Below are 12441 nucleotides of genomic sequence, written 5' to 3'. Positions count from 1 at the left end.
TCCGCAACCGAAGGAAGAAATAGCGGAAGCGTTTAACCGGGCGGGGCGCTGACAGGCGCTCCGCCTGCATTTTTTATCATACTGGAGGGATTGATTGAAGAAAACCGGATTGTTAGACCTTTTAGCCGAGCAGCACCGCACCTTTATCTCCAACCTGCGCCTGCTGCCGGAGCTCAAGTGGGCAGCCCTGGGGGATTTGTACCGCATGGAAAACAAAGAGCAGTACCCCTTAAAGGAATGGGAAGAAGCCGTATCGTACCTGTTGGGCTGCGAGGTGCGCTTTAACAATTACGAGGAAATCGGGAAAAGCCTCAAGCCTTTTTCCTTGGAGGTGAAATGAGAAAATGAATCAATTTTATACCGCCGAATCTGTGACGGAAGGGCACCCGGATAAGCTGTGCGACATCATCGCGGACAGTGTGCTGGACGAATGCCTCGCCCACGACGCCCTTTCCCGTGTGGCCTGCGAGGTGCTGGCCACCAAGGGGCAGGTTATCGTGGCTGGAGAAATCACCAGCCTGTTTGAGCCGGATATCCCTTCCATTGTGCATTCGGTTTTTAGAAAGGCGGGATATGATCCCGCCCGTTTTTCCGTCCAATGCCTGCTCCACCGGCAAAGCCCGGATATTGCCGCCGGGGTGGACTGTTCGTTAGAGCGCCGGAGAAATCCCTCGGAAGATCAGCCCGCCCTGCAGCTGGGGGCCGGGGATCAGGGCGTCATGGTGGGGTACGCCTGTTCGGAAACCCCGCAGAGGATGCCTCTGCCGGTGGTGCTGGCCCACCGTCTCACCAGCGCCCTCGCCGCCGCCCGGAAAACCGGGATGGTGCGGGGCCTGCGCCCGGACGGGAAAGCGCAGGTCACCGTGGAATACGGCGAGGATGGCAAGCCCCTGCGGCTGGATACCGTTGTGCTGTCTGCCCAGCACAGCCCGAATAAGCCCATGGACGAACTCTGCTGGGAACTCACCGATAAGGTGCTGGCCCCGGCGCTGCAGGCTTTACCCCCGGACGAGGATACGAAAATCCTTCTGAACCCTTCCGGGCGGTTTGTTTTGGGCGGCCCGGAAGCCGACACCGGCCTCACCGGGCGAAAGCTCATGGTGGACAGCTACGGCGTGTTCGCCCCGCACGGCGGCGGTGCGTTTTCCGGCAAAGATCCCACCAAGGTGGACCGTTCCGGGGCATACATGGCCCGGTACATCGCCAAAAACCTTGTGGCGGCGGGCTTGTGCGAAAAGTGCCAAGTCACGCTGGCCTATGCCATCGGGAAAGCCGTGCCGGTCATGGTGGAGGTGGATACCTTCGGCACCGGTATGGTTTGTGCCGACGATTGTCTGGCAGAGGCGGCGCGCTTCGTGTTCGGCTTAACGCCTGCGGAGATCATCGCCCAGCTTGACCTTTTAACGCCAAGATATGCACAGACAGCCGCCTATGGGCATTTCGGAAAACCGGAATTTCCGTGGGAACGCACCGATCAGGCGAAAATCCTGCGGGCGGCTGTCATTTAACCAGAAAGGAGCAGCCCTATGCCCGGAGTAACGGAAGAACAAATCATCGCCGCCAGACGGATGACCGCCATTGAGTTTTTGCGGCGGTACCGGCCCGGAGAACTGGTCAAAACCGACAGCCGGGGGGAGTTTGAACTCCGGGAACACGACAGCTTCAAGATCAATGAAGAAACCAGCTTCTGGCACTGGAAAAGCCGGGACGCAGGCGGCAAATCCGCCCTCGACTATCTCATTAAGGTAGAAGGGGTAAAGTTTGTGGACGCGGTGCTGGCCCTCTGTGAAGAAAACCCCTGCTACATCCCGCCCCCTTCCCAGCCGGAGCAGGAAAAGGAATTCGCCCTGCCCCCGGCATCGGCAAACAACCGCAGGGTGTTCGCTTACCTCCTAAAGCGCGGGATCAGCCGCAAGGTAATAGAAGCCTGCGTCCGGGCGGGGATTCTCTATGAAAGCGCGGACTACCACAACGCCGTGTTCGTGGGAAAGGATGAAGCCGGTACTGCCCGTTACGCCTTCCTGCGGGGCACCTATACCAAAGGAAAGCCCTTCAAGGCGGAGGTGTCCGGCAGCGAAAAGCAATACTGCTTCTGCCTCCCGCCCAAGGGAACAACCAACCGGCTGGCTGTGTACGAAGCAGCCATCGAAACCCTCGCCCATCTGACGCTGGAAGGGACTGCGGATAAATGGCGGCTGTCCCTTGGCGGAATCAGCGCCCCGAAAGAAGGAGAACAGCCACGCTCCTTTTCCTTCAAAAAGCCGCTTGCATTGGAATCCTTCCTCAAGCGGCACCCGGAAATTGAGGAAATCGAAATCTGCACAAACAACGACTTTGCCGGGCGGTGGGCGGCTGAACACTTGGAAAAAGCCTATCAGGGCAAATACCGCATGGTGAAGAACCTGCCGGAAAAAGAGGGCTGCGATTATGCAGATCTGGCAAAAGAACGATATGAGAAACAGGCCGCCCGCCAGAGGGCGGCCTGCTCTCGTTAGAAAGGAGATTGGAACATCGACGCAAACAACATTATATGTAAACTTTATTTCCCTCTTGCCGGGGACTTTATGGATGACGATAGCTGGAACAACGGGACAGCCGACCTTCCTGTACCGCTGAACGGCGCTGATTTAGCCGAATACGAAGGCCCGATCCTTCGCGCTGTGGAAAGCTGCAACAGCTATAACGAGGGGAACCTCATGCTCTGCTTTAGAAAAGAATGGAACCCCGGCGTTAAGGAAAAGGTACTGAGCGCCATCCCCTCGGTGGAGATCCGGGGCGGCGAGCTCATGGCCTGCGCCACGGTTTGTCTGAAGGAACCTCTCACAGAAGCAGAAATGAAAGCCTTGCAGGATCACCTGCGGGATCAGTTTTCGAGCGGCTGGGGAGAAGATTTTGAACAGCAGGAAATCAAGGTTAAAGGCGGCGTAATCAGCGTCCACTTTTGGGAAACCGATCGTTTCTCCATTGAAATGGAGCAGCCTGCTCCTAAACGCCCCAAGATGAAGCTGGAAAAATGGGATGGGGATATCCTCTCCGTCCTCAAAAGGGCTGAACGCCTGCTGATAGAAAATGGGCAGCCGGAACGGGCGAAACAGATGATGGAGCAGTTCCGTACATTTTACAGCCTATCATCCGGCGTCATCAGCCAATACGTGGAAATCGATCTGCCGGAGAAAAAAACGAAGAAAGCGAAAAAGGACCGTGGAGAAGAACGATAGAAAGGGGCTATGACGGATTGAAACACAGCGAACCGCTGATTTTGAACAAGGAAGAATTCTTCGAGGGGTTTGACAATCCCTCTTTACAGGAAAAAGTCGTTGGAATCAAGATCGCCCTTCTTCAGAATGACAACGGCGAAATAGGTCTTGGGCTTGGGATTGAAGCGCCTCCGTTACATTCGAGGGAAATCGAGGAAATAAACCGCTTTTTTGCGAAAAAGTACAATGCCGGCGAAATGATGCAGAAGCTCTTACAGCACTATCAGGATCAGAGGTCACAAAACGCAGACAGGAAAAGCCAATCAGATCAGAAGTATGAGATTACCGATATCGCTCACCCGCAATACCCATGGCTGCACCGCATCCGGGCGTTACAGGACGTTCGGGAAGATGTTCATCAAGGCGACCTTGGCGGCTTTGTAGAAAGCGAACGGAATCTCAGTCAGGAAGGAAGCTGCTGGATCTACGATAACGCGCTCGCCGGGGAAAACTCCCGTGTCATTGAACAGAGCACCCTGCATTGGGCCTGCCGGGCGCTTGGCTCGTCTATCATTTCCGGGGACGCCCGGCTGGATCGGAATGTATGGGTTTTAGACAACGCCATCGTTGCCGCAGGAACCGTTACCAATATGGTTACCATCCAAGGGGACGCAAGAATCCTGCCCGGCTCCGGCCATAGTTCTCCTGTCATTAAGAACGACGCCGTTATCTACGGAACCGTGGTAGGAAATGTGGAGATCTCCGGTTTCTATGAATTGCCGCCGGGAGAAAAACTGGAAAACCACAGCAGAGAACCTTTGAAAATCTATGCCGATGAATATACCGGTCCGCTCATGGGGCTTCGTGAGCCGCAAAAGCCGAAAGGCTTTGTCATGCCGGAACAACAGAAAAAACGCTCCGACAGGGAGCGATAACCAAACAACGAAAGGATGATGCCTCTGAACAAAACGAAAGAGCTCGCACAAGTCGTAGACGAATCCATTTTGCCGTTGGAACATAGCGGCGGGGATGGCTGGACCATCCTGCATGGGGATACCCTGCAGATCATCCGGGCATTCAAGCCGCAGGTGTTCGACGCCCTCATCACCGATCCGCCCTATGCTTCGGGCGGCTGGAAACCCTCGGAGAAAAACCGCACCACCAACCAGAAGTACAGCAGCATGAACCCCAAGAACGCCCTGCCGGATTTCGACGGGGATAACCGGGACCAGAGAAGCTGGACGAGATGGATGGCGGAGTGGCTGTCCGACGCCCGGAAAGCCTGCAGGCCAGGAGCGCCTGTCTGCCTGTTCATCGACTGGCGGCAGTACCCCTCCATCACCGACGCTTTGCAATGGGCCGGGTGGATCTGGAGAGGATGCGTGGTATGGGATAAGATGACCAGCCGCCCGCAGAAAGGCCGATTCCGCCAGCAAAGCGAATATGTGGTGTGGGGCTCCAACGGCCCCATGCCGGTGAACCGCCCTGTGGGATGTTTGCCGGGGGTATTCCGCTACGCCAATCCGCAGAACCGCACCCATGTGACAGAGAAGCCCCTGCAGCTTATGCGGGACTTGGTGAAAATCTGCGTACCGGGCGGGCGCATCTTCGATCCCTTCTGCGGGGCTGGAACCACCGTCCTCGCCGCCAAGCTGGAGGGATATGAAGCCGTGGGCGTGGAAGTTACCGACGCCTACTACAAATTAGGCTCCGACCGGGTGCGCTTTGCCTTGGAAGCCCATACCGAAGCGGAAGAAACCGCCGAATCATCCTGTGGTTGTCCACGTGGATGACCAACAGAAAACCAAACGGCAGGCTGGACGTCCACATGGACAACCAGCCTGCCACCATTTTATCAATACCGATTAAGGAAAGGAAAATCATCATGGAAAAAGCATTCGCCTACATTTGCGCGGCTTCCGATGCCGCGCCCCGCCTATTAAAACGCTACTGCCGCAAGGTTTATGAGCTCGGATACGTCCCCATCTGCCCAAAGCTGAGTGAAGCGCAGTACCTCCAGCCGGACAACGCCGACGAAAAGAGGGATTTCCACAACATCGCCCGCCAGAAGCTGGGCCGGTGCCGTATGCTGGTGGTGTGCGGCAGCGAAATCAGCCACAGTATGTCCGCTGAGATTGGGGCTGCTGAAAAACGCAATCTTATCTGCACCACCCTTGACGGTCTTGCCAAGATCAAGGAAGCGGATGAGAATGGTGGCCTCTGATTCGAGGTCGTTTTTTCTTTGCCAGCCGGTGACTGGTTTTGCAAGCATAGCGTTTGGATATCCAAACGCATCTTGGGGAGAACCCCAAACCCCCGCAGAACCGCACCGGCTGATTTTGTTCAAGAAATGAGAGGTGAAAATACTGAGAGAAAAGCAATACGCCGCGTTCGCGGCAAACGCCAAAATGCTGGACACCCTGCGCCGGAACGAGGTAAACTACGTCCCCGGCGTTTTTGAAGTGGCAAAGGTCATCATTCTGAGCAAAGAGGATTTTGAAAAACTCTCGGAGGACGTTTCCCCGGAATACCCCTTCCTCAAGGATAACCGGGAAATCATGAGCGCCTCGCCGGGCGGGCTGTTCCGCTGCCTCATGGTGCGGGCCGAAGGGGAAAAAGAAAATATGCTGATTGCCCAAGGGAAGGATACCCTGTATCTTGGCTACGGCAGGGATTACCGCAACGTCGACCTGCAGGGAGTGCCGGTAGAACGCATCGCCTTGGAAGAACCGAAAGCCTATCAGGAGCACGCTGTTTTTTACCACAGGCCCAGCCATATCAACGACCTCAATGGGCAGAACCCACTGCGGCCTGTGCCGGAGCGGCAGACCAGTTTTCAGGTGGAACAGGTGGTCGTTCTATGCGATGAGCAGTTCCGGCAGTTTCAGGAAACCGGCCTCAAGGATGACCAGATTTTCCTGTTCGATTACAGCGACAAGATGTGGTTTGATCCGGGCAGCCTTTGCTGGCATTGCGTACTCGTTAAGGGTGAAACCGGTAAAGAGGGCATTCTTGTAGATGCGGAAGGGTATTCCTACGCCCGGTATGCGGCATTCGCATCGGATTGCGACAGGCTGCGCCTGCAGGATATTCCCGTCCATTACGAACACCCTGCCAGAGTGCCGGAGCAGAAGAAAACCCGGAAACGGAAAGAGCCGGAGCGTTAAAAGGAGCCTCGCTATGAGAAAACGAAACCACATCATTCCTCTCCATCTCAACAAAAAGGAACTGGCCCATCTGGAAGCGCAGGTGAAAACAAGCGGCCTGCCCCGTGAGGAATTCCTCCGCACCCTCATCATGGGTGCGGAACTGCGGGCAAGGCCCTGCGACCACCATACGGATCTGCTCCACAAGGTGGCTGGGTTGTGCAACAACGCAAACCAGCTTGCCAAGGTCGCTAATACCTATGGAGAGGCCAGCCAGCAGGATATCGAGGAAATGACGAAGCTGGCCCGGCAGGTTTGGGAAGAAGTAAAGGAGAACTGGTAGCCAACCTGCGGTTGGATGCAATTCGCGCACATAACCAAGACGTGAATCAGCCTAAGCTACCTGCGCCCAAGAAAGGAGAAAACCGCTATTGCCTACACCAGCATTATCCCCGTCCACCGCCTCGACAACGCCATCGACTATACCCTCGACGAGAAGAAATGCTCCCGCAGGGAAAACGAGGAATCGCTGGAAGGGGAAATCGATAAGGCCCTCAACAAAGACAAAACCGAGCAGGATCTGTTCGCATCCGCTCTCGGCTGCACCTGTGAAACGGCTTTTCAAGATATGTGCCGCGTCAAGGAAATGTGGCACAAGGAAGAAGGTGTGCAGGGCTTCCATCTGGTGCAGAGCTTTGCTGCCGGAGAGGTAACGCCGGAACTGGCCCACCAGATCGGGCTGGAATTTGCGGATCGGCTGCTCGGCGGGAACTTTCAGGCGGTGGTCAGCACCCATCTCAACACCAAATGCATTCACAACCACATTGTCTGGAATTCCGTGTCCATGAAAAGCGGCAGGAAATACCGCAGCAATGAAAGAACCTATGTCACACAGGTACGGCAGATTTCCGATGAACTGTGCAGAAAGCATGGCCTCTCCGTTATTCATACGGAGAAATCGGAACGGATTGCCCGTCCCTATGTCCAGTGGCTGGCCGAGCAGAATGGAGCGCCCACATGGAAAACGCCCATCCAGCAGGATCTCAATGCGGCGGTTGCAGCTTCCCTCACATGGAAGCAGTTCCTGCGGACGCTGGAGCAGCAGGGCTATGCCTTTCGGTTTGACCGCAAATACCCCACGCTGATCCTGCCGGGCAATGGGCGCACCGTGCGTTTTAAGACCTTGGGCAAGCAGTACACCCCGGAGGCCCTCCAGCGCCGCATCCTTTACCCCAAGCCACCCCGCCGGGCTGGGAAAGAACAGCCGCCAGCCAGCCGCTTCCTGCTCCTTCTTGGGGAAACGCAGCCCCGCAGGCTTTCCGGCCTGCGGGCTCTCTACTTTTCCTACCTCTACAAGATGGGGGCGCTGCCGAAAAAGCCCCGGTATCCAAGCTATGCTGTGCGGGAGGATATCCGCAAGCTGGACAAACGGATCGAGCAGGCAGAATTCATCTTTAAAAACCACATAGAGGACCGGGGCCAGCTTGCCGCCATTCGGCAGAAAGCGGAGGATGAAATCGCTGTCCTCATAAAGCAGCGCCAGAAGCTCTATCGCTATGAACCGGGCTCTCCGCAGATCGGCGTCCTCACAGAGCGGTTGAAAAAGCTTCGCCATACCGCCAAGCTGTGCCGGAACATCGAAATCCATTCGATAGAGATGGAGAAGCGGCTGCAGGCGGCACAGATGGAAGAACAACGGCGGCGGGAACAACGGGAAAAAGAAGAACAGCAAAAGGAAGCCCGAAATCAAGAAAAACAAAGGAGATGATTGTTTGAACCAACGGCCTACAAGAGAACAAGTGGAACGCCTCCGGCGGCAGTACCCTGCCGGAACCCGCATCACCCTGCATTCCATGGACGATCCGCAGGCCCCGCCGCCCGGCACCAAGGGCACCGTTGCCTATGTAGACGATATGGGCACGATCGGAATTGAGTGGGACAACGGCTCCGCCCTGTCCCTCATCCCCGGCGAGGATTCCTTTTCTAAAGAAGCCTCGCCGGAAAAAACAAAACACAAACGCTCCTGTGACTTGGAGCGATAAAAGGAAGGTGAATTGACTGAACTACGGAAGCGATCCAGCCGACCAGATCGTTCGATTTACCCTTGAGGGCACGGAAATGGCTCTCAAGCTGTCGGGCATGGCGGCAAAAAACTTTGCGCTGTTTGTCTATGCCGTACTGAAGGACCAGAAGAAAACCCACGGCAAGACAAGGCTTGTGCGGATGCTCAGGGAACAGCGCCCGTTCAAATTCTTTAACGTCCCCACGGAAAACATGAAGGAGTTCGCCACGGAAGCCAAAACCCACGGTCTTTTGTATGTTCCCATTCGGAACAAGCAAAAGGCGGACCGCATCGAAGTGGTGGTGTTCGCGGATGACGCCTCTAAGGTACAACGCATTTTTGACAACCTCGGCCTTGACGCGGTCAAAGCGCAGGCTGGCGAAGCCACCATCGCCAGCGTACAGGAGCAGGAAAAACAGGCTCCCGCAGCCCCGGCCCCCGACAAAACGGAAACCGTCAAAACCGAGCAGGGCGAAGTGGAATTTGAGGTGGGCGGTTTTGAGGACGATTTCAATATCGGCCCAACCCAGCAGGATACCGCCGAAAATTTTACTTCTGGCCGGGAGAAGGAATCAAATCCCCCGGCAGTGGAAAAGAGTCCGTCCGAGCCTTCCTCGCCCAGCAAAAGCTCTTCGCCCAACTCAATAAACCCTAAAGAGCCAGAACATAAGCCCTCGGTAAAAAAGGAACTACAGGAGATTAAGCAGGGGCAAGCGAAGAAAAAAGAGGAAAAGGCCAAACAGCAGGAGCGCCAGCATCCCACCCCCAGCCATTCCAAACAGAAGAAAAAGAAAAAACAGAAAGGAAGGTAATGCCCTATCGATTTATCCAGTTTAATCGGCAAAAAGCAGGAAGCCCAGCCTCAGCCGGAACAGCAGTACACCAAGGAAGAATACGCCGCCATGAAGCAGGCCGAACGGGAGGATACCTGGGCAAGAGTCAACGCACAGGCCGAGTCGGTGTTCAAGGATGACGAATCCATGAAAGGCTTTCTCAATTTCATGGCGAACTGCACGCCCCAGAGCACCCGGAATCTGCTCATTCTGTATGAGCAGAACACTGAAATCACCCATCCCCGCACCTTCGATAAATGGAAGGAAGCCGGACGCTCCATCCGTTCCGGCGAGAAAGGGTACACCTTCTTTGCCGATCAGGAATACACCAAAGAGGACGGTACCATAGCGAATGGTTATACCATCACAAAAGCCTACGACATTTCTCAGACCAGAGGCCCCCAGCCCCTGCCGCCCCAGCAGCATCTGCCGGAGGAAATCATCGCCACCATGGTAGAAAACAGCCCTGTTCCGCTTGCCATCTCCGATCAGCTTCCCCAAGGGGTGCAGGCGCAGTATGTGCCGAAACAGCGCACCATTTTTGTCCGAAACGGGATGGATGAAACCGCAACCATCTGCGCCATTGCCCGTGAGCAGGCCCACGCCAGCTTCGATATGGTGGGCAGCGGTTACTACCGGCAGGCGTATGCGGCCCAAGCCTACTGCGCGGCCTATGTGGCGGCGCAGAAATTCGGCTTGGATACCTCCGCCTTTCATTTCGACAAGGTGTGCCAAAGCTATGCGGAAAGGAGCGCGGACGATAAGCGCGGCTTTTTGGGCGACGTCAAACGGGCCGCCTATGCCATCAACCGGGACGTCCAAAGGAGCTTCCGGGATTTGGAGCAGACCATCCAGCCGGATGAGTTCTCCGTCGCAGCGCCCAAGCCCGCCAAGGCTGCCAAATCCAAGGCGGAGAAAGAGCCGGAACGATGAGGGCTGATCGTTTTCCGTTTGTTTTCTTTTGTGCGGTAGCTTTCCGCCAGCCGTTGTGGTATGGTGGTTGTGAAAAAAGAGAAAGGAAGGGATCGCCATGACAAAGCAGCGACTGGTGAAAATGACCTGCGGGGACCGGAACATACTCGTCAAGGCGCTTCGCAGCGCGCAGGAATCGGTTGAGCCTGAACTGTCCGGCAAACTGCAGCTATTTATTGATCGAATCCTCAGCATGCCAAAGCGCAGGCTGTACCTGAACGATGAGGAGTACCAGTACGCCACGCTGTGCTTAAACGGGATGCGGAACGACTATCTGGCGGCAGACCGAAGCTGCGGCGGGATCGACCGTCTGCTCTTAAAACTTGTCCGCGCCAGCTACAGAAGTATCGTCAGCAGATAAAGAACTGCTTTACCCCCGGAGCCTTTGGAAACGCTTTTCCATGGGCTCCGGGGGATTTTTTTGTTTTCACGGAAAGGAAGGATATTTTTTGATTCGATAACCACAAGAAAAAATCCATGGTGGGTGTGGCTTCTGCCGTTGCCCATCGTCTGGTGGCTGGCCCTATTGACAGCCGGAAGCTGGAGCGAAGGGATGAACCTCGTGGATCTGCTGGGGAAGCTCTCAGCCGCCATGAACAGCCCCTTTTCTGTTCATTGGACGGGATATTCCGCCCGGTGCCTGCTGTTTTTTACTCTTGCATATGGAATTGTTGTCCTTGTGATCGTTTCCAGCCGGAAGAACACCCGCAGGGGCGTGGAGCATGGCTCCGCCAAGTGGGGCGATGTATTCCAGATTGTAAAGAAATACCGGGATAAGAAGAACCCCAAGGAAAACCTCATCCTGACCCAGCATTTCCAGATGGGGATGGATGGCCATAAGCACAAGCGCAACACCAACGTGCTGGTCATCGGGGGCTCCGGCGCTGGCAAAAGCCGTTCCTACGCCATTCCCAACGCCCTCAACTGCGGGAACTGTTCGCTGGTCATCTGCGATCCAAAATCCGAAATCCTGCGGAAAACAGGCGGGGCATTGAAAGCCAATGGATACGAAGTGCGGGTATTTGACCTGTTAAACCCCGACGCCTCCTTCTGCTACAACCCCTTGGCCTATGTGCGGGACGATAAGGACGTGCTGCGCCTGATCGAAACTCTCATCCAATCCACCACCCCGCCCGGAGCACAGAGCGCCGATCCTTTCTGGCAGAAATCCGAAACCGCGCTTCTGCAGGCACTGGTTTTGTACCTCATGCACGAAGCGCCGCCGGAAGAACAGAACTTCGCTATGGTGATGGAAATGCTGGCTGCTGCCGAGGTGCGGGAGGAAGATGAGGAATACGAGTCGCCTCTGGACATCCTGTTCGCAAGGCTTGAAATGCGGAACCCGGAGAGCATCGCCGTGAAGCAATACCATGTCTTTAAGATGGGGGCGGGCAAAACACTCAAGAGTATCCTGATTAGTGTGGGCGTTCGGCTGTCGGCCTTCAACCTGCCGCAGATTGCAAGGCTGACCTATACCGACGATCTCCATCTGGAGGAAATGGGCGAGAAAAAGGTGGCCCTGTTCTGCTGTATTCCCGACAGCGATAAATCCCTCAATTACCTTGTAGGCATGATTTACGGACAGCTCATCCAAACCCTGTACTTTGTAGCAGACCGGAAATACAAGGGCAGGCTGCCGGTGCCGGTCCATCTGCTGATCGACGAGGCCCCCAACATCGCCCTGCCCACAGACAACTTTCTGCCGTGGCTTTCCACCATGCGAAGCCGCAACATCTTTTGCAGCTATATCGCGCAGAATATGGCGCAGATCAAGGCGCTGTTCAAGGAACAGTGGGAATCGCTGGTGGGGTTGTGCGACGAGTTTCTCTATCTCGGCGGCAATGAAAAGGAAACCCACAAATACGTTTCCGAGCTCATGGGCAAGGAAACATTGGATACGAACACCTATGGCCGCAGCCGTGGGCGAAGCGGCAGCTTCAGCGTGAACGACCAGCAGACGGGCCGGGAGCTTCTCACCCCCGACGAGGTGCGGATGCTGGACAACCGCAAAGCCATTCTTTTTGTCCGTGGGGAACGCCCCATGATGGATGACAAATACGACCTCATGCGCCACCCCAATATCCGGCTGACCGAAGATGGCGGCGCTGCGCCCTACGATTACACGCAGGCAAAGGACGCCGCAGACGATATCGATTTTTCCCCGGACCAGTACGACGATTTTGAACTGCTGGAGCCGGAGGATTTTCTAAACCCATAAAAATACACTTTGA

The 12441-nt window shown here is 55.6% G+C and carries 15 protein-coding genes; all 15 read left to right on the top strand.

Features of this window, described 5'->3' with window-relative positions; all coding sequences use genetic code 11:
* The first annotated feature begins 94 nt into the window (after positions 1-94).
* Positions 95-340, top strand: coding sequence for a hypothetical protein (locus tag ACI0CA_RS05660; protein ID WP_148485915.1), 246 nt, complete (start codon positions 95-97; stop codon positions 338-340).
* A gap of 4 nt (positions 341-344) precedes the next feature.
* On the top strand, positions 345-1508 hold the full coding sequence (metK, locus tag ACI0CA_RS05655; protein ID WP_343284187.1) for a methionine adenosyltransferase: 1164 nt from the start codon (positions 345-347) through the stop codon (positions 1506-1508).
* Between the two features lie 18 nt (positions 1509-1526).
* Positions 1527-2495 carry a DUF3991 domain-containing protein gene (locus ACI0CA_RS05650; protein WP_148485916.1) on the top strand — a complete coding sequence of 323 codons (969 nt, stop codon included), beginning with the start codon at positions 1527-1529 and terminating at the stop codon, positions 2493-2495.
* Between the two features lie 69 nt (positions 2496-2564).
* On the top strand, positions 2565-3218 hold the full coding sequence (locus ACI0CA_RS05645; RefSeq protein ID WP_148485917.1) for a hypothetical protein: 654 nt from the start codon (positions 2565-2567) through the stop codon (positions 3216-3218).
* Positions 3219-3259: 41 nt separating this feature from the next.
* The gene (locus tag ACI0CA_RS05640) at positions 3260-4132 is read left to right on the top strand and encodes a hypothetical protein (RefSeq protein WP_446806484.1); all 873 of its coding nucleotides are present in this window, start codon (positions 3260-3262) and stop codon (positions 4130-4132) included.
* Between the two features lie 15 nt (positions 4133-4147).
* On the top strand, positions 4148-4990 hold the full coding sequence (locus tag ACI0CA_RS05635) for a DNA methyltransferase (RefSeq protein ID WP_148485919.1): 843 nt from the start codon (positions 4148-4150) through the stop codon (positions 4988-4990).
* Entirely contained in the window at positions 4987-5421 is a 435-nt protein-coding gene (locus ACI0CA_RS05630; RefSeq protein ID WP_412358014.1) for a DUF7768 domain-containing protein, read from the top strand. Before ACI0CA_RS05635 ends, ACI0CA_RS05630 begins: the two co-directional genes overlap by 4 nt.
* 133 nt (positions 5422-5554) lie before the next feature.
* Positions 5555-6364 carry a DUF6329 domain-containing protein gene (locus ACI0CA_RS05625; protein WP_343284186.1) on the top strand — a complete coding sequence of 270 codons (810 nt, stop codon included), beginning with the start codon at positions 5555-5557 and terminating at the stop codon, positions 6362-6364.
* Between the two features lie 13 nt (positions 6365-6377).
* Positions 6378-6686, top strand: a complete 309-nt coding sequence (locus tag ACI0CA_RS05620; RefSeq protein WP_148485920.1) for a plasmid mobilization protein — start codon at positions 6378-6380, stop codon at positions 6684-6686.
* A 45-nt stretch (positions 6687-6731) separates the two neighbouring features.
* Positions 6732-8111 carry a relaxase/mobilization nuclease domain-containing protein gene (locus ACI0CA_RS05615; protein ID WP_343284467.1) on the top strand — a complete coding sequence of 460 codons (1380 nt, stop codon included), beginning with the start codon at positions 6732-6734 and terminating at the stop codon, positions 8109-8111.
* 31 nt (positions 8112-8142) lie between these two features.
* A complete protein-coding gene (locus ACI0CA_RS05610) occupies positions 8143-8385 on the top strand; it encodes a DUF4314 domain-containing protein (protein WP_418933937.1) in 243 nt (80 codons plus the stop codon).
* A 76-nt stretch (positions 8386-8461) separates the two neighbouring features.
* Positions 8462-9217, top strand: a complete 756-nt coding sequence (locus ACI0CA_RS05605) for a PcfB family protein (protein ID WP_148485923.1) — start codon at positions 8462-8464, stop codon at positions 9215-9217.
* 90 nt (positions 9218-9307) lie between these two features.
* Complete coding sequence (locus ACI0CA_RS05600) at positions 9308-10171, top strand: ArdC family protein (RefSeq protein WP_343284184.1); 864 nt, start codon at positions 9308-9310, stop codon at positions 10169-10171.
* Between the two features lie 97 nt (positions 10172-10268).
* Positions 10269-10571 (top strand): hypothetical protein, encoded by a 303-nt coding sequence (locus tag ACI0CA_RS05595; protein ID WP_148485925.1) that lies wholly within the window; start codon positions 10269-10271, stop codon positions 10569-10571.
* Positions 10572-10694: 123 nt separating this feature from the next.
* Positions 10695-12428, top strand: coding sequence for a VirD4-like conjugal transfer protein, CD1115 family (locus ACI0CA_RS05590; RefSeq protein WP_148485993.1), 1734 nt, complete (start codon positions 10695-10697; stop codon positions 12426-12428).
* Positions 12429-12441 lie beyond the last annotated feature (13 nt).

Source organism: Hominenteromicrobium mulieris, from assembly GCF_046197855.1.
Lineage (GTDB): Bacteria > Bacillota > Clostridia > Oscillospirales > Acutalibacteraceae > Hominenteromicrobium > Hominenteromicrobium mulieris.
The sequence above is the reverse complement of the archived record's forward strand: the minus strand, read 5'-3'. Positions and strand labels throughout refer to the sequence as shown.

Excerpts from the sequence above, each read along its gene's own strand:
- metK (WP_343284187.1), top strand. The coding sequence starts at position 345 with ATGAATCAATTTTATACCGCCGAATCTGTGACGGAAGGGCACCCGGAT.
- ACI0CA_RS05650 (WP_148485916.1), top strand. The coding sequence starts at position 1,527 with ATGCCCGGAGTAACGGAAGAACAAATCATCGCCGCCAGACGGATGACC.
- ACI0CA_RS05645 (WP_148485917.1), top strand. The coding sequence starts at position 2,565 with ATGGATGACGATAGCTGGAACAACGGGACAGCCGACCTTCCTGTACCG.
- ACI0CA_RS05635 (WP_148485919.1), top strand. The coding sequence starts at position 4,148 with ATGATGCCTCTGAACAAAACGAAAGAGCTCGCACAAGTCGTAGACGAA.
- ACI0CA_RS05630 (WP_412358014.1), top strand. The coding sequence starts at position 4,987 with ATGACCAACAGAAAACCAAACGGCAGGCTGGACGTCCACATGGACAAC.
- ACI0CA_RS05620 (WP_148485920.1), top strand. The coding sequence starts at position 6,378 with ATGAGAAAACGAAACCACATCATTCCTCTCCATCTCAACAAAAAGGAA.
- ACI0CA_RS05605 (WP_148485923.1), top strand. The coding sequence starts at position 8,462 with ATGGCTCTCAAGCTGTCGGGCATGGCGGCAAAAAACTTTGCGCTGTTT.
- ACI0CA_RS05600 (WP_343284184.1), top strand. The coding sequence starts at position 9,308 with ATGAAGCAGGCCGAACGGGAGGATACCTGGGCAAGAGTCAACGCACAG.
- ACI0CA_RS05595 (WP_148485925.1), top strand. The coding sequence starts at position 10,269 with ATGACAAAGCAGCGACTGGTGAAAATGACCTGCGGGGACCGGAACATA.